This is a genomic window from Dictyobacter formicarum, from assembly GCF_016587435.1.
On record NZ_BNJJ01000003.1, the window covers coordinates 256419 to 283213 of the forward strand.

The following is a 26795-nucleotide window of genomic DNA, read 5'->3' on the forward strand; positions in this document are numbered from 1 at the left end:
TACATACGGACAGTGGAAGATGTCCATCATTACTGCTATCCTGTTATCAGCATGACGCTGATAGGGTGCAGGTAAAGGAAAGGAGTTTGTGCATATCTATTTAGCCCTATTATCTACGATGAATAGATGTTGCACAACAGACCAATGAAAATTGCCAAACTGGAATTATTTAAGGTACCGCCGCGCTGGCTCTTTTTGAAAATTACGACCGATGATGGTGTGGAGGGCTGGGGCGAGCCGGTAGTGGAGGGACGCGCCGATACGGTGAAAAGCGCAGTCACCGAGATGGGCGATTATCTGATCGGGCAAGACGCCTCGCACATTGAAGATATCTGGCAAACCCTCTATCGCAGTGGCTTTTATCGCGGCGGACCGGTCCTGACCAGCGCTATTTCGGGTATTGATCAGGCTCTCTGGGATATCAAAGGGAAGAGCCTTGGTGTGCCGGTCTATGATCTGCTGGGCGGGGCTGTGCGTGATAAGATGCGTGTCTATTCCTGGATCGGCGGCGATAAGGCCGCTGAGGCGGCTGAGCATGCTAAACAACGGGTGGCGGCTGGCTATACGGCGCTGAAAATGAATGCGACAGCCGACTTTGAGTGGATCGATTCAGCACTGAAAGTACAGGAGGCGGTTGAGCGCATTGCGGCGGTTCGCGAAGCGGTTGGCAATGGCATCGGGTTGGCCGTCGATTTCCATGGACGGGTCCATCGCGGTATGGCCAAAGTGCTGGCTAAAGAATTAGATCAGTACAAACTCTTGTTTATTGAAGAGCCAGTCTTGCCAGAAAACAATGAGGCCCTGATCGAGTTGACCAGACATACCAGTACCCCCATCGCGACTGGTGAGCGTCTCTATACGCGCTGGGGCTTTAAGTCGCTACTGACCAGCGGGACCGTGGATATCATCCAGCCCGACTTAAGTCATACGGGCGGCATCTGGGAAGGACGCAAGATCGCGGCGATGGCCGAAGCGTTTGATGTCGCAGTGGCCCCGCATTGTCCCTTGGGACCACTGACTCTCGCATCTTCGTTACAACTTGATTTCTGTACTCCCAATGCTTTTATCCAGGAGCAATCCCTGGAGATCCATTATAATCAGCATACTGATCTGCTGGATTACCTAGTCGATCCATCTGTCTTCAAATATGAAGATGGTTTCGTGGCCAGGCCGACCAAACCAGGATTGGGTGTCGAGATCAATGAGGCCAAAGTACGCGAGGCGGCCAGAGCCGGCCACCAGTGGCACAATCCCGTCTGGCGCAATATTGATGGTTCTGTCACGGAATGGTAATCGCAGTCCAGAGGCAGGCAATAACAGCCTTGCCTCTGCCGCTTGCCTCCTGACACAATTACAGGGACCATCCAATCAATACTGAAAAGTGGTAACCACGTCCATTAGTCCACATAACTTTCAGATTGGGTAGAGATACAGTACAATAAGAGGCCTATATTATGTTTCTATACTGCCTATAAAAAGGATGTCTGAATGAGTCGAATCTGTGTTTTCGCGGGATCAAATCCGGGTGTGCGACCCGAGTTTGTTCAGGCAGCACGTGAACTTGGACAGGAACTAGCCAACCGTGGCATAGGCCTGGTTTATGGTGGAGGACGCCTCGGCCTGATGGGCGCTATTGCAGACGCCACGTTGGCAGCCGACGGCGAAGTCATTGGAGTCATGCCAAGAGGACTTTTTCAGCGTGAAGTTGCCCATGAATATTTAACCAAATTATATACTGTAAATAGTATGCATGAGCGAAAGGCATTGATGGCTGATCTCGCGGACGCTTTTATTGCCCTCCCCGGCGGCTTTGGGACCTTTGACGAGCTCTTTGAGATCACAACCTGGGCCCAGATTGGCATTCATACTAAGCCAATTGGATTGCTGGATGTAGCGCAATTTTTTTTGCCTTTGCTCGCGTTAATAGAACATGCATCACAAGAAGGCTTTATTAATCCATTTCATACCCAGCTTCTGCTCCATTATCAGACCCCTGCGGCATTACTGGATGCCCTGGCATCCTATACACCGCCGCCGCTGCAGTCGAAATGGACGGAGCTTCCACCACAGCGTTAGTTAAGACAGTAGAGTGTAGAGTGTAGAATAGGAATAAGAAAGGTGCTAACAATTTATCGCGAATGCGCCTTTTGCACGTCACTAATTTTGCCCGATAACCGTTACATTAAAGTATAGCATTATATTCGCATCTTAACTATCGCATGCGGAAAAGGAGTTCATCATGCCACGAGAAGTCATTCCGCCAGCGGCACTTGGCCCACGGAACACGACAATTTTAATTGTTGAAGATGATGCAGATATTGCTCAATTTCTGCAGCAGTTGATTGAAGAGGAGACCCCTTACCATACAACAGTGATTGATAATGGGCAGACAGCATTAGAACAGACTCCTCATATTCGGCCCTGTTTGATGCTGCTGGATTATCGCCTGCCTAAATTAAACGGTTTGGAACTTTATGATCGTCTTCAGCAAATAGACGAGACTCGCGGAGTGCCCGCGATTATGATGAGCGCAACATTACCGGTAAAAGAGTTAGAACAACGCGGCATCTATCAAATTCGCAAGCCAATGGATATTGGTAGCGTCATTCGTATGATCACCCATGCTCTGGCTACATTTGAGGAAAAACGGCTGCAAGAACAGTATAATTATCAGTAAAACTTGCTGCCCTAACACCTCATCTGTAGATTTTGATACAATAAGAATATTCCATAGGTTGTGCCTATGGTTCAGACAATACAGTTCAGGAGGGTACTTATCGTGGCGAACAAAGAACAGAAGAAGGTGCAAAAAGCAGCTCCTAAATCAAATAAGCAGAAAAAAGAAGCTCAACGTGAGAAGAAAGCTGCAAAAGCTGGTGGTTCGCTCTCACTTAGAAAAGAATAGATTTCTTTTTAGCTCTGATGAATTAGATATGTGCGCTTCCTTGATTTATCTACGTACGCTCTGTTCATCAGAGCTTTTTGCTGCATAAAAGTGTGATAATGATATCACTTTTTCCGCTTTGATTCGTTATTCTATATAAGAGGCAGGCGCCCATAGTGGCATGAGTATACTCCCCAATATATACTTGACACTCTTGTTACAATGCGGATGGAATGCTTTTATTACGTCAGGTGCCCCCGCTCAAAGGCGGGGCCTGTATTATGTCCTCAAACAGATCACCAGTAGAATCCAGGCGCATATTTTTTGCTGTTTGGGGAACGGAAAAATGCAGGCCTGAACCTGACCAGCCTCGAAGAAAAAACTGAGAAGAAAGACGGCACCCTATGCTCTGCTAGAGAGATAGCACCGTTTGTTTCGATGAGAGGAAATGGGGGTGTGCATGCAACCAATGTCAGATGATGCATACAAACGTAACATGGCCTCGGAAGCGCGGAGAGACAAGGCCAGACAGACGCCAGACGTGTATGAAGGACAAGAAAATCAGTGGGCGATTCTTCGTCACGAAGTGGCTGAGGGAGTGCCCGGAGAGGCTGATCCTGCTCAAGCTAATTGGAATCAACGCTACACTGATGGCGATTCCCTTTCTCCCCAGTCCCCCTTTGATTTCGAGGCTCCCGAAGAGGCTCCCCATAATGTGGATATTGTCGTGGTCGGCGTCGGCGGCGGCGGCATGAATGCGATTAATCGAATGATCCATACCCATGTGCGGGGCGTGCGCTTTGTGGCCATGAATACAGATGCTCAGGTACTGGCTCTGTGCGAGGCGCCCAACCGGATCTGCCTGGGCCAGAACCACACCAAAGGTCTGGGTGCCGGAGGCAATGCTGCAGTGGGCATGCGTGCGGCAATGGAGAGTAGCACCGAGATTCGTGAGGCTCTGGGCAAGGCGGACCTGGTCTTTATTGCGGCTGGCATGGGCGGTGGAACGGGAACGGGGGCAGCTCCAGTGGTAGCATCGATTGCCAAGCAGATGGGGGCGCTAACCGTAGGTATCGTCACATTGCCTTTTACCTTTGAGGGTTCGCGCCGTAGACGCATTGCAGAACAGGGTCTGGCCGAGTTGAGTGCCGAGATCGATGCGCTGATTACTATTCCCAATGATCGTTTGCTCAATACGGTGGCCCGCGATCGTAACCTGGCCGATGCCTTTAAGGTGGCGGACGACGTATTGCGCCAGGGCGTCCAGGGCATTGCCGAAGTCATTAATGTTCCGGGTATGGTCAATGTCGATTTCGCTGACGTGCGCAGCGTATTGCGGGAGGCCGGTACGGCATTGATGAGTATTGGTCAGGGAACGGGGCGTAATCGGGCCCAGATCGCAGCCGAGGAAGCAATCGCCGGCGGCTTCTTGAATGTCACGATCCGCGGTGCTAAACGCGTATTATTCAATATTAGCGGTGGCGAAGATATGACCCTATTTGAGGTCAATGAAGTGGCGGAACGCATCGGTGCCTCGATCGATGATGCAGCAGATATTATCTTTGGTGCCGTAATTGATCCCACACTCAATGATACTATTCGGGTCACCCTGATCGCAGCTGGCATGGAAGAGTTGCGAGGGACGCGCGCACATGCATTACGCAATCATCAGACCTCATCCTCCCGCATTCCTACTTCAGGCATGCCGCCGATCAACAGGCCAACTACTGCTCCGACCTACTCCAATCAGAGCGCGGACCGGCCATGGCAAACATCTAGCTTTCCCGGACTACCACGTACGGCACCACCAGTTCAGCCTCCAGACCAACCGGTAGCTCCACCACCGACCCGCATGCCACCATCACTACACCCCACGAATCCACCCCAGCATGGACGGCAGCAGCGAAGTCTGAATGACCTGCGTGGCATCCGTGAGATGGGAAATAGACAGGAGGGCAGGCCGCGCTATCGTCCTACTGTGGACAACGATGGCGCGATCGAACCACCACCGTTTATCAAGCGCTACGAAGAATAAACCAGCAGATGTAGCGTCAGCAGTCAGCAGGCAAGAAGCAGGCAAATTTTGAAGACCGCATTCCCGTACAGTCATTTCATCAGAGAAGTCAAACAACAACGGGATGCGGTCTTGTCACGACTGGGAAACAACCAGGATGCTAATGTTGCACTCCTCTTCCCATCAGGGCCCGCGCATTAGAAATCGTCTTGCCGGAACCGATAAAGAGAGCAGTCATGACTATTTTTATTCTTCCTGGTTATCTGAGGCTGTACGGCCACGCTCGCCACCTTTCTTCCCAATCCGCGAGTAGAATTCAGAACCTTGCTGCCGCTTGGTTGACTCTCCACCCTTCTTCCCAATCTCAGCGTAAAATTGTGGGCCGCGTTTCTCCTTCACCGTCTCGCCACCCTTCTTACCAATCTTCGAATAGAATTCCGGACCATATTTCTCGCGTACAGCTTGGCCACCATGCTTGGCTTTTTGTGATCCCGGTTCGGGCCCACGTTTATTGTTTGCCATAGAAAGTCCCGCCTCTCTTAAACTTCGTACCCACATCTACCCAACATATTAGCGGTGAGACATTCTACACTCAGAACATCTCGCTGCTTCCCTACTGCGACTGATGTTCACGCGCCTGCGCCACACGATTGGCAATCAGCGCCGCTGTGATCCCAGCGCCAACACCATTATCGATGTTGACGACTGAAAGTCCTGGCGCACACGTTTGCAACATCGAAAGCAATGCGGCAACCCCATTGCCGCCTAAACCATAGCCAATCGACGTTGGTAGCCCGATAACTGGAACTGGCACTAGCCCTGCAATAACTGAAGGTAAAGCTCCATCCATACCCGCAGCAACGATAATCACATCTACCTCATTGGAGAGCAGTTCACGCAGTGGTCCAAACAGGCGATGAAGCCCTGCAACCCCAACATCATAGATAGGTGTGACGTGGCAGCCCATCTCTTCCGCGATGAGTGCCGCTTCTTCCGCTACTGGAATATCTGATGTCCCGGCACTGATCACACCAACATGACCGCCGGTCTCTTTGCGTATATAATCAGGACGGTAGACCGCCATAGCACGAGCCGCCGCAAGCGTACGAACAGTGTAGGCTTGAAACTCTGTCTGGAGAGGAAGTATCGATTCGGGGCGCAAACGACTGATAATCGCACGCCCGGTCCCATTTAAGAGGCCGTGCGCCATGGAAATAATTTGCGCCGTCTCTTTGGTGGCCCCAAGAATAACCTCGGGGGCTCCTTTCCGTTGCTCGCGTCCAGGATCAGGACGAGTATGGATGGCAGAAGAGGTTTCAGGCTGTGCAGCGCTCGCTGGTGGTAACGATGTGTCACTGGCATGAATAGAACTGCCCGACTCTGAGGCTTGCTCAGTTTGTCCCATATGAAGTGTGTTGTGCCCGAACAGTTTGTCTCCGAGCAACTGGTTAAAGAGTTCGAATTGTCTATCAATTTCGTGATTCACAAAAGTAATACCTCAAGTCGATCATTGCACAATGATTATTCATCTGCATCCTACAACCAGTCACAGTGTAACACAGTCCAACTTATTCAGCAAGCCACCGGTAGCTCTTTCTTACTTATAAGTTGCTATTGCTTACTTTTCATACATTTGCAGTAATCTGGTTGTAACTATGCATGGTGGACGTTCTTATTGCCAGGATGTATGGCCTGGTTTCACTATCACAGCTATGTTATACTGTATGTGATTCCTAATGAATGGAGCCACCTATATCTACCCTTGCGACGTTGTAACGCCGCAACACTTGATCACTATGCATTGTCGTTTCTAATTCAGAATTAACGTAGAAATTTCGCTTAGAGTGCTATGAAAAAAACATCATTATTTTTAATGAGTACTTTGCTCCTGACACTCCTGCTTGTTTTGTCTGGCTGTGGTCCAGCTATAGCTGTGACGCGCCCACAGGCGCAACCAACTGTGACCATCAATAAGTCATTTCAAAAAGGAATCCCGCAGGTTCCAAAGCTACCAAAGTATCTTTGTGGCGCCTGGTCGTCCGCCAATAATCCCAACCCGTATGGCGTCATTACTATCTACGCCCGTTTGACGCAGAATGTCAAGCCTGTGCCGGGTGCTTCCGCGCAGGCCACGGCCCACTTTGCCTACGGTGACCTCAATCTGGATCAGGCTCCAGTCAGCGATAGCGGCGGCTATGTCAGCTTTGTGCTGCAACTCCGAGGCCAACAACCTCAGTTGACCGCTGCTACAGTAGATGTGTCGTTTAATGTCGATGGCAAAACTGTCACGTGCACCCCGGCCTTCTTTACACCACAATAAGCACACTGGCTTGCAGAGACCGGGGGCTAGTCGTCATAGGACGCTGGTGACTATGTCCCCTGGCTGAGCAGGTGCTTGCTGGCAACCTGGACAGAAGTGAGCGCTGCGCTGGGCAATCACTATGCGCTCTATCGTTGTGCCACAACGGCTACAAGGCTTGCCCTCCTGGTGGTAAACGCGCACATGGTTAAAGTTATCGCCAGCTTCTCCCCAGAGATCTCGATAGTCATTAAATGATGTACCTCCGTGTTCAATTCCTCGCGTCAACACATCGATAATCCCTTCATGCAGTGTCCGAATCTCGGTCTCTGAGAGACTTTCCGCTCGCCGCAAAGGATGGATACAGGCGTAAAATAGAGCTTCATCCGCGTAGATATTGCCCACACCAGCAACGACGGTCTGGTCCAAAAGCACTTGCTTGATGCCAGTCCTGCGGCCTCTCAGGGAAGCAGCGAAACGTTCCACCGAAAAATCGGCTTCCAGCGGCTCGGGTCCCAGTCCTTTGAGCGCCTCCTGCTCGCGTTCCTGTGGCCATAGACCAATTTTGCCAAATTTCCGTGGATCGGTAAAGAGCAGGCAACGTCCGTCCTCGAAGACAAAGCAGGCCCGACAATACTTTAATTCAGCCTGGTAGACCGTACCCTGCTCGCCATCGACTTGGAATGTGGGGCCACGGGTATTCCAGGCTACCCGATCCTGCTCGCGCAAACTGGTGTCTAATTTCCAGCCCGCAGGCAGCAACAAGAAGTTGCCCGTCATTCGCCGGTGGATAGAGAGAAACACATTGCCACTCAGGTCAATCAACAAAAACTTGCCACGCCTGCGCACACCTTCGATGCGGCGACCAGCCACTTCGGCAAGAAAATCTGGCACTGCTGGATGACTGATGGTGCGTTCCCAAAAAATGTGTGCCTCCCGAATGGTCGCCCCCACGACAGAGGCGCGCAACTGGCGCGCTGTATACTCAACTTCAGGTAGTTCTGGCATTGCTCATCCTGGCTTTGAAGCGACTTCACACGCTTCTCTATACTGGTAGATAAAAAAATATAAGCCCGGGGACACATCACAGCACCCGGTTTTCTCGACCAGGGATGCTGGCATGATCGGCATGAGGTAGTGTGGCTAATCGTGGCCGAAAATGTTTGCCCCCAACATGACCTTATCTAAGAAGGAGTATATCACATATACCTTTTCGTCTATGACCTTGGCTGTTCAGATATTTCCCAGGCGGTATAGCCCACTTCGGTGTCTTCGATCAGCACGGCTTTGGATAGGCGTGCCACCCGTTGGGCGACCACAACGTCTCCTGCAGCCCCCGCGAAGTTGCCAGCAAAGGCTAGCAAAAGATACGAGGCGGGACCCGGATAACAGATGGTCACCATGATACCTAGCAGCGTGAGGAAGACGAGCGGGGCCAGGCCAACTGCGAGATAGTGGTTGCGCCGAAAAAGTTGCTGGCGCGCGCCACAGTAGAGGGCTAGCGGTAGCCTGGCACCAAAATGAGGCTGACCTCCCCAGAAAGCAAAAACAGCGCCGTGAATCAATTCGTGCACACAAAGAATGAGCAGGTAGCCAATCACGTTGAGAAAGATCCAGCGGATACTACTGGTCGGGGTAAGCGTAGCCAGCCAGTAGTGATAGTGCCAGTGATAGGCCAACAGATCCAGGAGGAGGAAAAAGAGTCCACCAACAATAAACATTTGCAAACTCAACAGCGCCAACGGCCGGAGTTGTTCGCCTTCCAACAAAGTAAGTTCTTCCTTCTTTTGCAGGTGGCCAGCATCAATCAAGCTCTGTTGCTCATCCCTTTTGCGGGCATGGAATCGATCGACTAAAAATAGTGCCATTAAGAATCTCCCTCTCACTTGCCTTGCAGTATGCTTTTATAGCATGTTTTCCACAGCATATCACATCCACGTTCGAGCTTAAATACATAGATACGAACGCCTGCATGCCAGCACGTTTTATTGCGTACTGGCATGCAGGCTACATACACATCTTGTACTATCATGTGGATGACGGTGGTTTTGGGTATAAGATCACCAGGCAAAAGTCAAGGTGTCTTGATTTCAGGTGGCAGGTTGAGCAATGATTCTTCGATTTGTTGCCATTCCAGCTGCTCTGCTTCCGGACTCGCCAGGCGCTTTTCTGAACGCGAGGATTCTTGCATACGTCTAAGCACACGCTGACGAAAACCATCAAAAAATTCTTTTTGCCGTGGCGGAGGAGGCATGATGTGCAAAGCAATCTTTTCGGGGTTATAGAACTCATCAGGATTAAAGGCCAGTGAGACAAGGTTAGTGTAGCCCCGCACCAGCGAGAGGCGCGCTTCAGGAGCAAAATAATCAACCTGGGTACTTGAAAGAAGCAGACAACCAGCTACCCGGCAGGCATGCATAATCGGGCAGGCGACCGCGCTGACTTCATGTTCCACCTGGTATGCTGGCAAAAACGTCTTGTTCGCCTGCAGGTCCCCGATGTGCTCTAAGCGGCATGAAACGGTTACATGGCCGGCGAGCGATTCTGCTCCCAGCAATAATGCCTTCTCTTCTAAATCCCCACCCCAGGGAGGCGTTCCCAGACCAACGCTCTCGCGTAAACTTCGAATCTTATCATCGCGTGGCGGCATACAGCGTACAACGGTGATAGCCATGCCTACGCCCTCAGGGTCTAATTGTCGCAGTGCCTGCTGCAGGACCAGGCGTGTAATTGACCAGAAACGTAAAAGATCGGGAATACTTGCCCGGGCATCCAGCACTTCCATAATAAATTTGTATGGAATTTCTTGCTCGACGGTATCGATTTCAAAATCCGAGACATCTGATGAGTATTTCTCTAGCAGGGTTTGCAACTGACTACGCTGCTGTTTGGGGATGGCGCGCAACAATTGACGCATATTATGGGGACGGGGGGAAGATTCACCACTCACCCAACGATTCAACGTTACCGCATGCACTCCGATTTCGCTAGCGATACGATCGCGCTCAGTCGTATTACTAATGATGCTGCCCAGAAATTCACGCCAATCCATGCAGTCCTCCATGTTTTCACACTCAAACTTAAGGACGATTAATACGAGCATTTGCGTTTCTCATCATAACAGATGAGGCTAAAAATGTCAAAAAATCTACATGAAACAATAATAACAGCTTAATGATCGCTTGCATATGTTACAAGTTTAACGTATGGCTCTTGCTTTTGCTCTACCAGTCATCCATGGTATGCTATAAAAAAACAATCGGAAACGCCGCTCACTCGCAGCTAGCTCCACCGCAGTCTGTCAACTATTGCTCCTGGCTTGATCATAAGAGAATTCATGAGCCTTCCAGACGGTGGATGATATACGTTTGTAGCACAAAAAGGATTAGCGATGATTGATATTTGTATGTTAGGCACCTGTGGTATGATGCCGCTGCCAGGGCGTTGGCTCTCCTGTGCACTGGTACGCAATGGTTCGGCACTGACATTATTCGACTGTGGCGAGGGGACGCAGATTCCCTGGAAGTCGCTTGGTTGGGGCTTTCGCCAGCTGGGGGCGATCTGTTTTTCGCATATGCATGCCGACCATGTAGCAGGCTTACCGGGCGTCTTGTTTATGGTGGCGCATGCCGGGCGTACTGAACCACTACATATTTATGGTCCCGCTGGCACCGCCTATGTGGTTGAAGGGTTGCGTCGCATTGCCCCTGAATTGCCTTTCCCAGTCATCATTCATGAGCTTAAGGGGCACGAGCAGTTCACATTGCCAGGTGGACTACAAGCCAGTTGTGTGCCCGCCAACCATGGCATTCAATGCCTGGCTTATCGTGCCGAGCTGTCACGTCGTCCGGCTTTTCAGGCGACCAAAGCACAGGAACTGGGACTTCCGGTTCAACTATGGTCGCGATTGCAACATGGAGAGACGCTCGAATATCAGGGGCAGACCATTCAGCCCGCACAGGTATTGGGACCGCCACGGCGCGGGATCTCGTTTGCTTACATCACTGATACCCGCCCGGCCCAACAGCTCGTAACACTGGCCAGAGATGTAGACCTGCTAATCTGTGAGAGCATGTATGATAATCCAGAAGATCTGCCGCTGGCAAAAAGTAATGCGCATATGCTGGCCGAGGAGAGCGCCGGTATCGCTCAGGCAGCCGGAGCCCACGAGCTCATCCTGACCCACTTCAGCCCTAAAATTCACGATACCCGGCAAGCAGAAAAAGCGGCACGTGCTGTCTTTGCCAGAACACGTGCCGCGAAGGATGGAATGGTCATTTCATTGGATTATTCTGATGAACAGGAAACTGCCATGACCGCTAACTAGCTTCAGACAGTGGATGAGGTCCTTTTATAGGTTCAGTAGCGGGTTCGCCCGCGCTGTCCTGCTCAACGGGCGGCTGTTGCTTGAGATAAAGATCAAAAAATGCTATGACCCTGCGCATATATTCCGCTCGATCAAAAAAGTATGCTCCACAATGCTCAACATCTTGTAGCAGCCAGAGCTCCTTTGGCTCATTAGCAGCCTGATACAGCAGCGGGGCATCATGAGGATCAACAATCGTATCTTTCATACCATGAATAATCATGACCGGCCGGGGCGCGATACGCCCGATGTCACGCAACGGCTCAACCTGATGAAAATGATAGCCAGCGCGTAACCAGAGCATAAGATCTGTTACCCAATCAAAAATGATAAAAGGGAGATGCAGGGTGCGATGCACCGCAAACTCGACCACACGGCGATGGGTCGCAAACGCGCTATCAGCTACCAACGCTTCGATCTCGGGAGAACGAGCCGTACCCATAATCGAGACAGCCGCCCCCATAGAATAGCCCACCGCACCAAGCCGCGTATCTGGAGAACGCCCTTTGGCATATGCAACTGCACCCAGGAAATCATTGATCTCGCGATATCCAAGGGTTACTGGCATCCCTACCACAGTCCCATGTCCATAGTATTCAAATACCAGCACATTATGGCCCGCTTTCCACAACAGAGCACATAACCCCAGTACGTCAGAACGGCTACCACGATAACCCGGTGACACAATAATAGTTGTGGTCGCGCCAGGATACGGCACGTACCAACCATTCACCTGGTGGTCATCGTGCAGGGATGGAAATGTCACATCCTCTGCTGGGATACCCAGCTCAAAAGGACTAAACGTATAGAGTGCAAATGTAGCCAGGCGCTTGGGACGTATCAACGTTTCGACAATATAAATGCCAACCCCAAGAATAACCGCCATCACTCCAGCACTTCCCCCCAGACTACCCCATAAAAAGCTCTTCAATGAAAAGCGGGGACGTCGTACGTTCGATAACTTGAACATAGAAATCCACAACCTTCCTACTAGATAATTTTTTGACTACATAAGCTAAAACAAATTTCTTCAGTATTGTATGCCTATACCCTTGCTATCCCAATCATACCACTACTTTTTAGTGAGCTTCATTAGCCTTTCTCATTGATACTCTACCATTAAAACACGCTCAGTGGCTAGATAAAGACACGGCAAACCATATATTCGTTCTAGTTATTAGTAATATCATATATATGAATTGTAATTATAGATATGTCTGGGATACACTGAGGGTAAGCACTGAACGAAAGAAATATTTACCTATATAGAAACGAGAAAATTATGATAAAAAAAGATAAGATTGGATTGAAAGAACCGTACCCAGAAAACAGCATGCCAGTGCTGGAACCCATTTGCACACACAATAACGTTGATGCTCAAAAACAACAAGAGGCAAAAGAAACACAGGAACTATTACAGCTATCAAATAGCATTAGCTGGATTTTACAGGGGGGAGTTATCCTGAGCGCGCTCCTGATAGTAATCGGTATGGCCATGCTACCAACACGTCCAGGTGGCCTATCGGCTGCACGCTTGTTGAATTTTCCTCAGACACTTGGACAGGTGGGAGCTGGACTATTGGTTCTACGTCCACAGGCCTTTATTATGTTGGGCCTGCTGCTGCTCATTGCGACACCGATTGTACGTGTAGCGGCCTCACTGGTAATGTTTATCAAGGAACGCGATTACAAATACATGGTAATCACCGCTGGTGTGCTGGCAATACTGATCTTCAGCTTATTTATAGGTAGCAGGGACCAACAAAATGAGGTAACCATCAATGCGCTCCAGGTGCACTTTTCGTTGGGCGTGGCCCTGCTCATATTCACGGGCTCGCTGCTGGCTGGCCTGGTTGGGGCCCTGGTTGGATTAGGCGGCGGCATTATGGTAGTCCCTATGCTGACAATCGTTTTTGGCTTCCCTATACCTTTTGCCATCGGTGTCAGTATTATCTCGGTTATTGCCACCTCCAGCGGGGCCGCCGTTGCCTATGTACGGGATCGATTGACCAATATCCGCATCGGTATGTTTCTGGAAATAGGAACAACGCTGGGAGCCATTAGCGGAGCCTTTATAGCCGGCCTGCTAGCACCAAATTTACTGGGAGTTATCTTTGGTATCATTTTACTCGTCTCTGCGGCACCTCTGGTCTTCAAAATTGGCGAAGAATTGCCACAAGGCGTCGTCAACGATCGCTGGGCCAGAACACTGAACCTGGCAAGCTCTTACCCAGATCATAAATTGGGACGCGAGGTTTCCTATCAGGTCACACGCACCCCCTTTGGATTGGCCATGATGTATGCCGCTGGCTTAATCTCAGGTCTGCTGGGTATTGGTAGTGGAACCTTTAAAGTCATTGCTATGGACACAATCATGCGCTTACCACTCAAGGTATCGACAACGACCAGCAACTTGATGATCGGCGTTACTGCCGCTGCCAGTGCCGGTATCTATTTCTCACGTGGCAATATTCCCCCACTGATAGCCGCTCCGGTTGCTCTGGGAGTTCTGATGGGTGCACTACTGGGTGCGCGTCTTTTACTGCATATGAGCAATAAAATCTTACGCATAATTTTTATTCCAGTTATTCTCATTGCGGCGCTGGAAATGATTTTGCATGGACTAGGGATTGGCTCTTTTTAAACTGCCAATCTGTACTTAAAACACCACAATAACCCCAGAACTAGCGTATACATAATATAGAGCCGAGTCGAGTAGACATTTCTTCTCTGTCCAGTACAACAATGCGATTTTTTTGAGGGCAGTAACGTATAATACGATGGGAGAATAAAATAGCATAGGCACAGGTTTTTCACTCGGACAAGTAGTAGCATAATTACGTAGCCGAGGGTTAAAAAAACAGAAAGCTCCCAGATTGGGAGCTTCATAGAAAATGGCGATAATGAAACAGAAACAACCCTCTATATTCAATCAAAACAGAACCAAACAATTTATACCCATCTTATGGTTCTTTGTCTCTTTTCTTCTTTCGTTGCTAAGTGGACTTTTTCTCTTCGGGCACGATGTGTTCGATGGGCTTTCGGCGGCCATCATTTCGACTGGCCTGGATGCCATGCGTTCTCAGCTGATCACAGCCCTGCTGTTAACCGCGGGAACCGCACTGGGCGGCGCGCTGTTCACACATCGAAAATTTGGTGGGATTGTAGGGGCTAGCATTGTTTTTATATTGGGCTATCTGATCAATTTTATACAAACTGAATTGATCCCTGTAACGGATGCGGGTGGGCATATTGAACCATTGCAGAGCAATGTTCTGAATAACACTTGTTTCATCATGATAGCACTAGCTATCTTGAGCGCATTTATTGGGGCCGCGCTTGGATCGGCTCTCTATGAGGTTTTGCTCTATCAGCCATATCAGGTAATACGCTACGTCTGGCAACGCTTTATCATCAAACAGGATATTGCCAATCGCACCACGCATGCGGTGGCTATACCGGCACGCTTCCGTCAGTGGCATATCGAACATTGGGTTGCCATTGTTGTTATGATCGGGCTTTTTTTCCTGGCCAGTCAATCGGGCAATCTGTTTATTATCTCACCAGATGCAGATATCCATGGAGCGCCTAAACTGACTTCGATTGGCACCAATATTCCATCATTTGGCACCACAAAATTCGTTGAAATGCACAGTACGCTGATGAGAGGTCGCCGTCTATTCGAAATTTACCTTCCACCCACCTACAATACTCCCCAGGGCAAAAACAAGCGTTATCCTACCGCTTACCTCTTACATGGATCGCCGGGCAAAGTTACAGACTGGGTGAATGCAGGACGAGCCGCTGAGTCAGCAGATTCGTTGATCGATACCAAGAAAAGTCCAGAATTCATCATGATCATGCCAGATGGCAATGGTGCTCCTGGATCAACCAGCGAGTGGGGCAATAGCGGTAACAATAAACAGCCACTTGAAGACTATGTAGCCAAAGAGCTCGTCAAATACGTTGATCAGCATTATCGGACCATCCCTGATGCGGAACATCGAGCGATCGGCGGCCTCTCGATGGGCGGATTTGGGGCCATGAATATTGCTATCCACCATCCCGAGGTCTTTCATTGGGTCATTGCCCTGGGTGGCTATTACAACGCGATGGGGCCAATCTGGGGCCCAAGCCTGGCCTATCGTCAGTACAATAGTCCAATCATCCAGATTGGGATGCATCCGCTGGCCCAAAAACTACAAATATTCCTCGGTGATGCCACGGAAGATAAATTATATTATCCTGGTGCCCTTAAATTCGCCAATACACTCAAAAAACTGGGAATCAAATATACATTTGTTAAAGAACCCGGCGGCCACTCCTGGAAGGTCTGGGGTGATGAGCTCTATGAAGGGCTGGAGTGGATCAACTGGGGTCCTATTCATGTCGCGCCACAGGCCATACAGAAACACTAAATAATGCCAGTAAGACGATGTCCATGGCCATGGACATCGTCTTACTGGCATTCATGCGGGCGCTGATACACCCGAATCTTTCTTGAGGGAGGGTTGCAGACGTGCGATCGATGCACGTCTGCAACTCTCCCTCAATCTTTTTGAGTGCCAAAGGCGCGAACCGTCAGGGCAGCAGGTACGAAGAGAAAAACTGGCTAAATAGCCTTCTTTTCTGGCAGGGACCCTTGACATAGAAACATAACTGAATTATAATTCAGTTATGAATGATAGTTCAAAAAATGATAACAATGCACGACAACATCGAGGTGCAAAAAGAAGAGCGAAGACTCGCGCTGACCTGTTAGCAGCCGCGCGTCGCGTCTTTGCCAAAAAAGGTTATCATGATGCCAGTATCCTCGATATCACCGAGGCCGCCGATGTTGGCGTTGGCACTTTTTATCTCCATTTCAGAGATAAAGATGAAATATTCAATACGCTGATCGATGAAGTTCTTCACATCCTGGAAGAGCAGGTTATCAGCGAGGTGCGTAGCTCTGAAGCAGCGACGCTTCCAGTGATTGTGCGCTCTATTTTCCGCCACGCCTACGCTGAGCGCGATCTATTTAGTATCGCCCTGACCAGTGGCGCGCAGGTCTCACGAACCATTCGCGTGGAAGATACGATCGCGCAAGGACTTACGCGCGCCTTCGAGCGCGCTACTCAGTCAGGTCAACTGCAGGGATATGATGTTTTTCTGCTGGCCCGACTGGTGACGGGAGTGATTGCCCAGGGTATTATCTGGTGGTTTGAACAGGATGATCCTGGACCCGAAGAGATGGCGGACAACGTTTTAAACCTGCTAGCCCATGGCCTGCCAGCTGCGCTCTTTAATGAGAATCTCCTCCCGCCCGGTACAGCACTATAACCAATTGGGGAGTTTAGTGCCGATTTGGGTAAGCACCTGGCCATCTCCATCGGGCTTTAAGGCTGCCTGAAAATTTTGATTACTGCTACATCCAAACCAGTCCTTTTTATAGAAGGCGGAGGTTTTCTTTCGTATGACCACGCATAAAGTATTTGAAACAAATAATATACCGCATCCAAAAGAAAAATTATTGATTGGAAATCTGCTCGATTTGCAGTCTGGACGGCGCGTCCAGGATATGATGAAACTGGCCCGCGAGTATGGGCCCATCTATCAACTCAATATGCCCGGGCGTTCCCTGATCATTACCTCTGGCTATGAACTGGTCAAAGAACTCTCGGATGAAACCCGCTTTGACAAGAAGGTCTGGACTCCCCTGCAGAACGTGCGCTCATTTGCGGGCGATGGCCTCTTTACCTCCTGGACCCAGGAACCTAACTGGCATAAGGCCCATGATATCCTGCTGCCAAACTTCAGCATGCGGGCCATGCAGGGCTATCTGCCGATGATGGTCGACATTGCTGAACAACTGGTTGGCAAATGGGATCGCCTGAATTCAGACGATGAGATCGATGTACCGGGCGATATGACCCGTCTGACGTTGGATACCATAGGTCTGTGTGGCTTTGATTATCGCTTTAACTCCTTTTATCGCGAGGATATGCATCCCTTCGTCAATAGTATGGTGCGTGCCCTGCATGAAGCAATGGAGCGCGGTGGCCGTTTGCCGTTTGAGGATAAGCTGCTCATCCATAAAAATCGCCAGTTCCAGGCCGATATAGAGTTTCTCAATGGCATTGTGGACCGTATTATCCAGGAACGCCGTGAGAGCGGCGAAGATTTCTCACAGAAAAAAGATCTGTTGAGCTATATGCTCACAGGAACCGATAAGCAGTCGGGCGAAAAGCTGGATGATCTCAATATTCGCTATCAGATCATTACGTTCTTGATCGCTGGCCATGAGACAACCAGCGGACTGCTTTCCTTCGCGATCTACGAACTCTTACACCATCCGGAGGTGCTGGCCAAAGCGTATGCCGAAGTTGACCGGGTATTGGGCAACGATCTGAGTGCTCGTCCTACCTTTAACCAGGTCAATCAACTGCGCTATGTGACACAGATTCTACAAGAGACCCTGCGCCTCTGGCCGACAGCACCCGCCTTCGCAGTTTATCCATTAAAAGATGAAGAGATCATCGGAGGCAAATACAAACTCACGAAGAATGAAGATATCGCGGTCCTGATTCCTATGCTCCATCGTGATCCTGCCATCTGGGGCGATAATCCGGATGCATTTAATCCCGACCACTTTACACTGGAGGCAGAGCAGAGTCGGCCGGCAGATGCCTATAAACCATTCGGGAATGGCCAGCGTGCCTGCATTGGTCGCCAGTTCGCCATGCAAGAGGCGACGCTGGTACTTGGTATGCTACTGCAACGCTATCATTTCATTGACCATACCAACTATCAATTCAAGATCAAAGAGACGCTGACGATTAAACCCGACGATTTCAAAATCAAGGTACGCAAACGTACCGACGCTGAGCGCACGATCGTTGTGCAGCCTCAATCAGAAGAAAGTGCACAAGCCAAAAAAGAGGCTACCAGAGCCACCCCAAAACCAGCGGTGCCCAGACATGATACCCCACTACTGGTCCTCTTCGGTTCCAACATGGGAACAGCGGAAGACATTGCCAATCGCATGGTAGAGGATGCCAATGCATATGGCTTTAAGACCACCATTGCGGGCCTGGATGAATATACGAATAAGCTGCCAACTGAAGGCGCCGTGGTGGTAGTAACATCCTCGTATAACGGCACCCCTCCAGATAACGCAGAGAAATTCTGTAACTGGCTGCGCTCAGGCGATCTGGTGCAGGATAGCCTGAAGGGTGTGAAATATATGGTCTTTGGCTGCGGGAACCGCGATTGGTCCGCCACCTTCCAGGCGATTCCACGCCTGATCGACACCAATCTGGAAAAATTCGGCGCCGAGCGTATCTATGCGCGCGGTGAGGGCGATGCCCGCGAGGACTTCGATGGTCAATTTGAGTCCTGGTATCAGCCACTCTGGCAATCATTGTTTGATCAGTTTGGAATTGAAGCCAAACTGCCAGAAGTAAACACGGTGGGTTCGGCCTATGAGGTCGAGGTAATCAATGGCCTGCATTCACATCCGCTGATCGAAACCTTTGGGGCCCGTCCGGCCAGGGTACTGGTCAATCAGGAGCTGTACAGTCCGTCTGCGGAACGCTCGGCTCGCCACATTGAATTCGAACTGCCCGCTGGTGTTAGCTATCGTACCGGCTTCCACCTGGGTATCATCCCTCATAATAGCGAGACCATGGTTGCGCGTGTCGCCCGCCATTTCAACTTCGCCAGGGATACATATATCCAACTGCGTAAGAGCGACAATCGCAAATCTAATCTACCAGTTGAAATGCCGATCTCAGTTTATAGCTTGCTGCGCGATTATGTCGAGCTACAGGATGTGGCAACGCGCAAGCAGATCAAGGCCATGGCGGACTTTACCCAGTGTCCACCCGATAAAAAGAAGCTACAGGCCCTTTCTGGCGAAGATGAGGCCAGCGTCGCCCTGTATAAGACAGAGGTGCTGGCAAAGCGCAAATCGATCATCGACCTGCTGGAAGAGTTTCCAGCCTGCGAACTGCCATTTAACGCCTATCTGGAATTGCTCTCGATGATGCGTCCGCGCTACTATTCTATCTCGTCCTCACCATTGCAGGACGAACAGCGCTGTAGCATTACGGTAGCGGTGGTCGATGCCCCGGCGCGCTCGGGCCATGGCCAGTACCAGGGTGTCTGCTCAAACTATCTGGGTCGCCAGCAAGTAGGGGATCAGATTAACGCATTCATCCAGGATACGCGCTCAACCTTTATGCTGCCAGAAGATCCAACTATTCCTTTGATTATGGTTGGACCAGGCACTGGTGTGGCTCCGTTCCGCGGCTTCTTGCAAGAACGCGACGCGCTCAAAGCACGGGGAAAAAACGTTGGCGAATCGCTGCTTTTCTTTGGCTGCCGCCATCCTGAGCACGATTTCCTGTATGCAGATGAGTTTAAAGCCTTGCAGGCCCGGGGTATTACCGAACTGATCACCGCCTTCTCACGCTGGGAAGGACACGACAAAATGTATGTTCAGAATCAGATCCTTAAGCACAAAGATCGTGTCTGGGAGCTTATTCAACAGGGCGCGGTCATCTATGTCTGTGGCGATGCCGGTAATATGGCACCAGATGTGCGCCAGGGCTTTGTGACTCTCTACCAGGAGAAAACAGGCAGCTCGCCCGAGGTGGCTGAACAATGGCTCAATGAGCAGACCAGCAACGGACGCTATCTTGTCGATGTCTGGCCCGCGTAATCACAATCAAATCTAATAAAAAGCCCGGAATGGCGGATGAAAACCCCATCCCGGGCTTTTTATTATCTAGCATCTTTTTCTGAAAAATTTTAAATCCATGGAAAACGTTGTCTTTTTGGGAATATTGGCCAACCATCGATTCGTTATTACAAAAAGTGAAGATTGCAGTCAAACTAAATTATCTTCACTGTGCCCACTATAGTATTTTTAAAGAATGAGGTTTTCAATGGAATATACCTATCTTGGCCGCACAGGACTGAAAGTTAGCCGCTTCTGCCTGGGTACAATGAACTTTGGCCCTCAGACCAGCGAGGCTGATAGCTTTGCGATAATGGATCGTGCTCTTGAGCATGGCATAAATTTCTTTGATACAGCTAACGTCTATGGTGGAAAAAAAGGCGAGGGCGTGACCGAGCAAATTCTGGGTCGCTGGTTTGCGCAGGGCGGTGGTCGCCGTGAAAAGGTTGTTCTGGCCACCAAAGTATATGGAGATATGGGCGAGTGGCCCAATAACTCCCGGCTGTCAGCGCGCCACATTCGCCAGGCCTGTGAAAACAGCCTGCGCCGCATGAAAACCGATCACATCGATCTCTATCAGATGCACCATATCGATCGCCAGACCCCCTGGGAAGAGATCTGGCAGGCCATGGAGCAGCTGGTGCGCGAAGGGAAAATCACCTACGTTGGCAGCAGTAACTTTGCTGGCTGGAACATCACACAGGCCAATGAGATCGCCAAAAACCGTCATTTCATGGGTCTGGTTTCGGAGCAGAGCCTCTACAACCTGAACGCACGTATGATCGAGCTAGAAGTGATTCCGGTCTGTAAAGAGTACGGCCTGGGCATTATCCCCTGGAGCCCACTCGCTGGTGGACTACTGGGTGGTGCGCTACAGAAAACGTCTGAAGGCCGACGCAGCGATGCCAATATGCAGAAGAACATCGAGAAGAATCGCTCGAAGCTAGAGGCATATGAAAAGCTCTGCGCCCAACTCGACGCCGAGCCAGCCCATGTCGCCCTGGCCTGGTTGCACAGCAATCCAGTGGTAACGGCTCCAATTATCGGACCACGCACCATCGAGCAACTGGATGGCACCATGCGCGTCCTGGACATCCACCTGAGCGATGAAACCCTGAAACAACTCGACGAAATCTTCCCCGGCCCCGGCGGACAGGCCCCTGAAGCCTACGCCTGGTAATCGCTCACCCCATAACTGAAGCAAACAGACAAAAGACAGGTGCCGGCCAGATTGTCAGGTCTGGCCGGCACCTGTCTTTATCCACTGATAAACCAACTGGCACATGAAATATATCAGATCCATAACCTAATATATCATGATCAACCAATCGATAGAGTATTCCGGATTATAAAACAAAACACCAGAATCAATATTGATTCTGGTGTGTTTCTGAGGTAACTTCAAACGGAACCGACGGGATTCGAACCCGCGGTCTTCTGCGTGACAGGCAGACATGTTAGGCCACTACACCACGGCTCCATCTCTTGATGCTTGCGGCACTTTTGGAGTACCACTTGCGTGAATAGATAATATCAGAGCAAGCTCATCCTGTCAACCCCTTTATTGATCAATTTTGATAACTCAACAAAAAAAGGGCATAACTACGTTGACTCGCTTCATTTGTCAATGTTATGATCCCTTTAAGGATACGTTTTAACTTTCCTTGCTGTATCTCAAATGAATAGAAGTGTGGGAAAAAGACGACACGATGACGGTACATTTAAAGGATATTGCAGCCTATACCGGGGTTTCAATTAAAACAGTCTCAAATGTAATCAATGGAAATTATGCTCGCGTGGGTCCCGAAACACGGGCGATGGTGCTGGCAGCCATTGAAAAATTGAATTACCAACCCAATATCGCTGCACGACAATTACGTAAGGCCCGTGTCGGGGTGCTGGCCTATGCCATTCCCGATATTCGCAATCCGTATTTCACTGAAATCGGCGATATTATGACCAAAATAGCCGAAGAACATAAATATACGTTGCTCCTCGACTATACCTATGGGCCACGCGATCCAGAGCCTGATGGCAAGATCCGCTATAGCGATTATGCCTATGGCTCGCTTGAGAAGGAGCTCAGTGTCATTAAAGGTCTGCGCCCACACCTGATCGACGGCGTCATACTTGATCCTCAGGCTTTGACAATTGATGATATTAAAATAGAAGAGGTAAAAGGGCCACTGGTGCTCTTAGGAGAACGCCTGTTTGGTGCCCCTTTTGATCATGTGCTCATCGATAATGTGCAGGCAGCCTATCAGGCTACAAAACATCTACTGGCTATTGGTAAGCGCCGTATCGCCGTCATTGGCGCGCAGGAAACGCAGAGCCAGGCTCCTTCCCTGCGCGTGAAAGGTTATACCCGGGCTTTACAGGAGGCCAATAGAGAAATCGATGAAAACCTGATGATTAGTGGTGGCTATTGGCATCGTTCCGATGGAGCCAATGCCATGCGCTATTTACTCACATTAGATAATCCACCCGATGCGGTCTTCTGCTTCAATGATCTAATGGCGCTGGGAGCGCTCTCAGTCATCAACGCCCGCGGGCTCAGGATTCCTGAAGATATAGCCGTTATGGGCTTTGACAATATCGAAGAGGGACAGTATGCGTATCCAGCATTATCAACCATTTCACCTTCCAAGGAAGAGATTAGTCGCCTGGCGGTCTCCTTACTCATAGGCAGAATCAAAGGTACCCGCACGCAGGAACCAGAATGTCTTCATGTCCCATTTGAATTGTGCATTCGCGCAAGCACCGTTCGCAGTCCCGCCAACGTACAAATATCTACATAAAATTTTTGAGTACGGATCTTTGAAATGGGGATACTAACTTGCGTTATCCTGTCAGTATCCCTAAAAATTATGCAGCATGCGGTTGAAAATGTCATATTTGTATCGACATGGCTGCAGTTTACGCAGGCTTAATGTGCCAATGCCCAGGGTTGTGTGCTGGTTTTGACCGGCTCACGGGTTTTCAAGGACTGCTGGATCATTAAGCTTAGATATTGATCCTGGGCGGCATCCTCCAGGCTATAAAAGTCGGGGCCGCCAGCTACATAACTGGCCATCCTATCCAGGCAGGTCGCGATCGCGATCTCATCATCATTCAGTCGCCCGGGAATAAAAGGATTGCGATAGATCCACTCGCCTCCAGCCATATAGCCGCGATGAAAATAACCTTCTAAATTGCCAATTTTATTGGAATCTTGTCGCACTAACTCGTACTGGATGGGGGTAAGGATATCTTCAAGATAACGTACTTGAGTATTATTGATTTCCCCGCGGTCTCCACGCACAAGAACGCGTGATGAGCGAACCCAGGAACGATATTGATCGCTACAAAAATCATAGACGCCTAATTTATCACCAAAGTCCAGGTATGCAAGAACCTGTTGTGAAGGGAAGTTTGTATCCTCAGCAGGCAGGCCAGCACGGGTTGGTCCAGCAGCAAGGGGTGAGGTGAATTCATGGGCGAAGATCTGCGCGTTCTCAAATTGAATGCCAAGAAACTTGCGCATAAGATTCATGCCATGATAATCGTGTCCCACGGAAACTTGAGCCTGCGAAATCGTCCCGAGCTTGCCTGAATGGGCCAGTGCGATTCGTGCAGCATTCAAAGGATGAAAGTGATATTGCTCGGCGATCTGAATTTTTGCCCGCCGCTTCTGTGCAAAATCGTATAAGTCGAGAAGTGTTTTCAGATCTTGCGTAGGTGGCGTTTCTGACAGAACAGGAATACCTTGTTCTACCAGTTGGCGAATAAACAAGGGATTAACGGACCTCGGGAGGGAGAGAAACATGAAATCTCTCTCTGATGCTGGTAGCAGTTCTTCAAGCGTCCGGTAGGTTTTGACATGCCATTTCTCCTCGATCGCTTGCCCTTTGGCTTCATCCCGCACGACTATCCCCCCTACCTGAAAGCGTTCTGGCATTAAGTATGCAATCCGTAAAAAAGCCTGGATGCGAAAACCACCACCAACAATATCGAAGCGAATGGGATTCATAAGTTCCTCTTATCCTTTCAATCTGATGTCTTCGTACTTTCAAGCAGAGAACAGTGAAAAAGCAGCAAAGCAAATAGGTAGATAATAATGATAGAGGAGTCAAAGTAACATTGTCAACGGCAAATACTGGATATTTTCACAATAGTATTGACAATTGCTGATTTACTGGGTATGCTTTGAAAAACGTTTTTGAAAAACGTTTTTGTCTTCCTTAAAAGGGTAAGGATACGACAAAAGAGTAAGGATGCGATGATGCGCCGAAAGTCTGTTACCATTCGGGATGTTGCTCAGCTGGCTCAGGTATCGATCAGTACCGTTTCGCAAGTCCTGAATGGAAATAATCAATACGTCGGAGAAGCCAAACGAGATCGTGTTCTGGCTGCAGTTCAAGCACTGCAGTATCGTCCGAATGCGATCGCCCGCAGTATGGTTAAGCGACGAACAGCAACAGTGGGTATTATGATCACCTCTGTTATGGGCAATCTTTTTATACCCATTGTTGAATGCATACAGGAAGTATTGCATCCCCTCGGCTATAATATCATCCTGGCAAGCACTCCTGATGTAGAGAGTGAGATCCAGGCGATTGAGACCTTAAAAGCACAACAGGTTGATGGCTTTATTTTTATGTCTTTCAGGTCTTCACGTTCACAGTATCGATCTGACCACCTTTTACATCTAAAAGAGGAGGAAATACCATTTGTTGTGATCAATCGTCCTCTGGAGAAAGACTATGATCTCAACCAGATACAGTTTAATGAATGGGAAACAGGCTATCTTGCTACAAAGCATCTCATAAATCTGGGCCATACCTCTATTGCCACTATCGGTGGCCCTCTCGACCATGTTCCACCATGGAGGAGTGCTATGGAGCGCCAGCGAGGCTGGCTAGAGGCACTCAAAGAGCAAGATCTAGAGGTAGTGCCAGAATGGATCTGCGATGGACGTTATAGCTATGAAGGAGGGTATAAGGCAGCCCAACAGCTACTGAAACATTGGGAAAAGGAGCAGAGACGACCAACAGCCATCTTTGTTGCCAATGAACACATGGCCTTAGGAGCACTAAGAGCATTCTACTATCACGGAGTACGGGTGCCCCATGACATAGCTCTGGTTACAGTAGGAGATCCAGCATATGCGGCACATATGTTTCCTGCACTGACAACATTCTCCCATCCGCTTAAAGAAGCAGGGCATATTGCCACACACATCTTACTTGACCAGCTACATTCCTCTGATACCTTATCAACATCAATACAAAACATAGTGCTCAGCTATCAAATGCATATACGTGAGTCTTGCGGAGCCATTCCAGAACCTATTGAGTTCCGTTCAAACGCCTGAACACTTTTATTTCGTTTCTCTTTAAGGGGTTTATAATAAGCTTTTTAGTAAACGTTTTCTTTACACAAGAAAGAAAGGAGGACTTTTATACACCCATAGTAACCGTCGTTTTTGTATAGCTATTTTCATAGAGACAGCCCAGTCAAGTTGTATCTTGATCTAATACATTATTCAAGGAGGAATATGGGTATCAACAAGACACTTGCTGCACCCTCCGTGCATGCTATTCCCTCGAAGAGCCCGGCCAGGCTCTTACTCAGGCGCATGTGGCGGTATCGGTTTGTTTACCTGATGCTGTTGCCGGGCCTCCTATATTTCGCTATTTTCCGTTATGGACCATTGTATGAAGCACAGATTGCTTTCAAGGATTTTCAGCCGCTATTAGGCGTAGAGGGCAGTCCATGGATCGGCTTCAAGAACTTTGAGATCTTCTTTAAGTCCTATTATTTCTCACAATTGCTCACCAACACGCTCATAATCAGTGTGGCAAAGCTGGTTTTCGGCATTCCGCCTGCGATCATCCTGGCGCTCGCGCTGAGCGAAATTCGACATTTTACTCGTTTAGCACGTATTACCCAGACCATGTCGTATCTGCCGCATTTCCTCTCCTGGATCGTCATTTTTGGTGTCCTGCTCGGTATGCTTTCGCCGAGTACTGGCCTGGTGAACTCTGCTATCAGCAGTGCTGGCGGACAGCCAATTAACTTCCTCACCGATCCAAGCTGGTTTCGCTTGATTGTCGTCTCCTCTGATATCTGGAAAGAGACAGGCTGGGGAGCCATCCTCTACCTGGCGGCGTTGCTTGCTGTAGATCCGGGTCAGCACGAGGCAGCAGCCATTGATGGAGCATCACGCCTGCAGCGCATCATCCATGTTTCTTTGCCCAACATCAAAGATGTCATCGTTCTGGTGACGCTGCTACGCCTGGGATCGATTCTGGATGCCGGTTTCACACAGGTCTTTGCGATGTATTCGCTTCCTGTCTACAGTGTCGGGGACATTATTGATACCTGGGTCTACCGAGAGGGCGTCTTAAACGCTCAGTTTAGCCTGGCAACCGCTGTTGGATTGTTCAAGGGCTTGATCGGCTTAGGTCTGATTGTTGTTGCTAACCGTGTCGCGAAACGCTTCGCAGGTTCGGGCCTCTACTAAACCAG

22 protein-coding genes, 1 tRNA gene and 1 pseudogene are annotated in these 26795 nt (G+C 49.6%); 16 read left to right on the forward strand and 8 right to left on the reverse strand.

The genetic code is table 11. The features are described from left to right. The first annotated feature begins 144 nt into the window (after positions 1–144). From dgoD to ftsZ, 5 genes are all read left to right on the forward strand, one after another. Positions 145–1293, forward strand: coding sequence for a galactonate dehydratase (dgoD, locus tag JMI88_RS06240; RefSeq protein WP_201360936.1), 1149 nt, complete (start codon positions 145–147; stop codon positions 1291–1293). 195 nt (positions 1294–1488) lie between these two features. Continuing rightward, positions 1489–2076 (forward strand): LOG family protein, encoded by a 588-nt coding sequence (locus JMI88_RS06245; protein WP_201360937.1) that lies wholly within the window; start codon positions 1489–1491, stop codon positions 2074–2076. 163 nt (positions 2077–2239) lie between these two features. Further along, positions 2240–2677, forward strand: coding sequence for a response regulator (locus tag JMI88_RS06250; protein ID WP_201360938.1), 438 nt, complete (start codon positions 2240–2242; stop codon positions 2675–2677). Positions 2678–2779: 102 nt separating this feature from the next. Then, complete coding sequence (locus JMI88_RS40045) at positions 2780–2905, forward strand: hypothetical protein (RefSeq protein ID WP_268905969.1); 126 nt, start codon at positions 2780–2782, stop codon at positions 2903–2905. A gap of 439 nt (positions 2906–3344) precedes the next feature. Beyond that, positions 3345–4919: a cell division protein FtsZ gene (gene ftsZ, locus JMI88_RS06255; RefSeq protein WP_201360939.1), complete on the forward strand. Its 1575-nt coding sequence runs from the start codon at positions 3345–3347 to the stop codon at positions 4917–4919. Positions 4920–5144: 225 nt separating this feature from the next. Here ftsZ and JMI88_RS06260 read toward each other — a convergent pair whose 3' ends face one another. Both JMI88_RS06260 and larB read right to left on the reverse strand, forming a co-directional pair. Then, entirely contained in the window at positions 5145–5420 is a 276-nt protein-coding gene (locus JMI88_RS06260; RefSeq protein WP_201360940.1) for a KGG domain-containing protein, read from the reverse strand. A gap of 91 nt (positions 5421–5511) precedes the next feature. After that, the gene (larB, locus tag JMI88_RS06265; protein ID WP_236022831.1) at positions 5512–6384 is read right to left on the reverse strand and encodes a nickel pincer cofactor biosynthesis protein LarB; all 873 of its coding nucleotides are present in this window, start codon (positions 6382–6384) and stop codon (positions 5512–5514) included. Between the two features lie 387 nt (positions 6385–6771). Between larB and JMI88_RS06270 the strand changes: the two genes are divergently transcribed. Beyond that, positions 6772–7218, forward strand: a complete 447-nt coding sequence (locus tag JMI88_RS06270) for a hypothetical protein (RefSeq protein ID WP_201360941.1) — start codon at positions 6772–6774, stop codon at positions 7216–7218. Between the two features lie 33 nt (positions 7219–7251). Here the strand turns inward: JMI88_RS06270 and mutM are convergent, their stop codons facing one another. The 3 genes from mutM to JMI88_RS06285 all read right to left on the reverse strand — a co-directional run bounded on the left by mutM (position 7252) and on the right by JMI88_RS06285 (position 10249). Beyond that, complete coding sequence (gene mutM / locus JMI88_RS06275; protein WP_201360942.1) at positions 7252–8205, reverse strand: DNA-formamidopyrimidine glycosylase; 954 nt, start codon at positions 8203–8205, stop codon at positions 7252–7254. Between the two features lie 209 nt (positions 8206–8414). Next, positions 8415–9065: a DUF3267 domain-containing protein gene (locus JMI88_RS06280; protein ID WP_201360943.1), complete on the reverse strand. Its 651-nt coding sequence runs from the start codon at positions 9063–9065 to the stop codon at positions 8415–8417. Positions 9066–9271: 206 nt separating this feature from the next. Beyond that, a complete protein-coding gene (locus JMI88_RS06285; protein ID WP_201360944.1) occupies positions 9272–10249 on the reverse strand; it encodes a hypothetical protein in 978 nt (325 codons plus the stop codon). A 339-nt stretch (positions 10250–10588) separates the two neighbouring features. On the opposite strand from JMI88_RS06285, the gene JMI88_RS06290 reads away from it, so the two are divergent. Further along, positions 10589–11524 (forward strand): ribonuclease Z, encoded by a 936-nt coding sequence (locus JMI88_RS06290; RefSeq protein WP_201360945.1) that lies wholly within the window; start codon positions 10589–10591, stop codon positions 11522–11524. Here the strand turns inward: JMI88_RS06290 and JMI88_RS06295 are convergent. Then, positions 11517–12533, reverse strand: coding sequence for an alpha/beta hydrolase (locus JMI88_RS06295; protein ID WP_201360946.1), 1017 nt, complete (start codon positions 12531–12533; stop codon positions 11517–11519). The genes JMI88_RS06290 and JMI88_RS06295 overlap by 8 nt on opposite strands. Positions 12534–12896: 363 nt before the next feature. Between JMI88_RS06295 and JMI88_RS40600 the strand changes: the two are divergent. The 6 genes and pseudogenes from JMI88_RS40600 to JMI88_RS06320 all read left to right on the forward strand — a co-directional run. Next, positions 12897–13295, forward strand: a pseudogene (locus tag JMI88_RS40600) (DUF1634 domain-containing protein); the annotation flags it as partial. 72 nt (positions 13296–13367) lie between these two features. Continuing rightward, positions 13368–14207 carry a sulfite exporter TauE/SafE family protein gene (locus JMI88_RS40605; protein WP_373323781.1) on the forward strand — a complete coding sequence of 280 codons (840 nt, stop codon included), beginning with the start codon at positions 13368–13370 and terminating at the stop codon, positions 14205–14207. 259 nt (positions 14208–14466) lie between these two features. Then, positions 14467–15981, forward strand: coding sequence for an alpha/beta hydrolase (locus tag JMI88_RS06305; RefSeq protein WP_201360947.1), 1515 nt, complete (start codon positions 14467–14469; stop codon positions 15979–15981). Between the two features lie 259 nt (positions 15982–16240). Beyond that, the gene (locus JMI88_RS06310; RefSeq protein ID WP_201360948.1) at positions 16241–16885 is read left to right on the forward strand and encodes a TetR/AcrR family transcriptional regulator; all 645 of its coding nucleotides are present in this window, start codon (positions 16241–16243) and stop codon (positions 16883–16885) included. 133 nt (positions 16886–17018) lie between these two features. Beyond that, positions 17019–20267 carry a bifunctional cytochrome P450/NADPH--P450 reductase gene (locus JMI88_RS06315; RefSeq protein ID WP_201360949.1) on the forward strand — a complete coding sequence of 1083 codons (3249 nt, stop codon included), beginning with the start codon at positions 17019–17021 and terminating at the stop codon, positions 20265–20267. Between the two features lie 226 nt (positions 20268–20493). Beyond that, positions 20494–21465, forward strand: coding sequence for an aldo/keto reductase (locus tag JMI88_RS06320; RefSeq protein ID WP_201360950.1), 972 nt, complete (start codon positions 20494–20496; stop codon positions 21463–21465). 226 nt (positions 21466–21691) lie between these two features. Here JMI88_RS06320 and JMI88_RS06325 read toward each other — a convergent pair. Continuing rightward, positions 21692–21765: transfer RNA gene (locus JMI88_RS06325), tRNA-Asp, on the reverse strand. A 229-nt stretch (positions 21766–21994) separates the two neighbouring features. On the opposite strand from JMI88_RS06325, the gene JMI88_RS06330 reads away from it, so the two are divergent. Continuing rightward, positions 21995–23083, forward strand: coding sequence for a LacI family DNA-binding transcriptional regulator (locus JMI88_RS06330; protein ID WP_201360951.1), 1089 nt, complete (start codon positions 21995–21997; stop codon positions 23081–23083). A 128-nt stretch (positions 23084–23211) separates the two neighbouring features. On the opposite strand, the gene JMI88_RS06335 is transcribed toward JMI88_RS06330, so the two are convergent. After that, a complete protein-coding gene (locus JMI88_RS06335) occupies positions 23212–24294 on the reverse strand; it encodes a Gfo/Idh/MocA family protein (protein ID WP_201360952.1) in 1083 nt (360 codons plus the stop codon). A 249-nt stretch (positions 24295–24543) separates the two neighbouring features. Between JMI88_RS06335 and JMI88_RS06340 the strand changes: the two genes are divergently transcribed. Continuing rightward, positions 24544–25638 carry a LacI family DNA-binding transcriptional regulator gene (locus JMI88_RS06340; protein ID WP_201360953.1) on the forward strand — a complete coding sequence of 365 codons (1095 nt, stop codon included), beginning with the start codon at positions 24544–24546 and terminating at the stop codon, positions 25636–25638. 183 nt (positions 25639–25821) lie between these two features. Next, on the forward strand, positions 25822–26790 hold the full coding sequence (locus tag JMI88_RS06345; protein ID WP_201360954.1) for an ABC transporter permease: 969 nt from the start codon (positions 25822–25824) through the stop codon (positions 26788–26790). Positions 26791–26795: the final 5 nt, after the last annotated feature.

Coding starts and splice junctions, on each gene's coding strand:
- dgoD (WP_201360936.1), top strand. CDS start 145: ATGAAAATTGCCAAACTGGAATTATTTAAGGTACCGCCGCGCTGGCTC.
- JMI88_RS06245 (WP_201360937.1), top strand. CDS start 1,489: ATGAGTCGAATCTGTGTTTTCGCGGGATCAAATCCGGGTGTGCGACCC.
- JMI88_RS06250 (WP_201360938.1), top strand. CDS start 2,240: ATGCCACGAGAAGTCATTCCGCCAGCGGCACTTGGCCCACGGAACACG.
- ftsZ (WP_201360939.1), top strand. CDS start 3,345: ATGCAACCAATGTCAGATGATGCATACAAACGTAACATGGCCTCGGAA.
- JMI88_RS06260 (WP_201360940.1), bottom strand. CDS start 5,420: ATGGCAAACAATAAACGTGGGCCCGAACCGGGATCACAAAAAGCCAAG.
- JMI88_RS06270 (WP_201360941.1), top strand. CDS start 6,772: ATGAGTACTTTGCTCCTGACACTCCTGCTTGTTTTGTCTGGCTGTGGT.
- mutM (WP_201360942.1), bottom strand. CDS start 8,205: ATGCCAGAACTACCTGAAGTTGAGTATACAGCGCGCCAGTTGCGCGCC.
- JMI88_RS06280 (WP_201360943.1), bottom strand. CDS start 9,065: ATGGCACTATTTTTAGTCGATCGATTCCATGCCCGCAAAAGGGATGAG.
- JMI88_RS06285 (WP_201360944.1), bottom strand. CDS start 10,249: ATGGATTGGCGTGAATTTCTGGGCAGCATCATTAGTAATACGACTGAG.
- JMI88_RS06290 (WP_201360945.1), top strand. CDS start 10,589: ATGATTGATATTTGTATGTTAGGCACCTGTGGTATGATGCCGCTGCCA.
- JMI88_RS06295 (WP_201360946.1), bottom strand. CDS start 12,533: ATGTTCAAGTTATCGAACGTACGACGTCCCCGCTTTTCATTGAAGAGC.
- JMI88_RS06305 (WP_201360947.1), top strand. CDS start 14,467: ATGAAACAGAAACAACCCTCTATATTCAATCAAAACAGAACCAAACAA.
- JMI88_RS06310 (WP_201360948.1), top strand. CDS start 16,241: ATGAATGATAGTTCAAAAAATGATAACAATGCACGACAACATCGAGGT.
- JMI88_RS06315 (WP_201360949.1), top strand. CDS start 17,019: ATGACCACGCATAAAGTATTTGAAACAAATAATATACCGCATCCAAAA.
- JMI88_RS06320 (WP_201360950.1), top strand. CDS start 20,494: ATGGAATATACCTATCTTGGCCGCACAGGACTGAAAGTTAGCCGCTTC.
- JMI88_RS06330 (WP_201360951.1), top strand. CDS start 21,995: ATGACGGTACATTTAAAGGATATTGCAGCCTATACCGGGGTTTCAATT.
- JMI88_RS06335 (WP_201360952.1), bottom strand. CDS start 24,294: ATGAATCCCATTCGCTTCGATATTGTTGGTGGTGGTTTTCGCATCCAG.
- JMI88_RS06340 (WP_201360953.1), top strand. CDS start 24,544: ATGATGCGCCGAAAGTCTGTTACCATTCGGGATGTTGCTCAGCTGGCT.
- JMI88_RS06345 (WP_201360954.1), top strand. CDS start 25,822: ATGGGTATCAACAAGACACTTGCTGCACCCTCCGTGCATGCTATTCCC.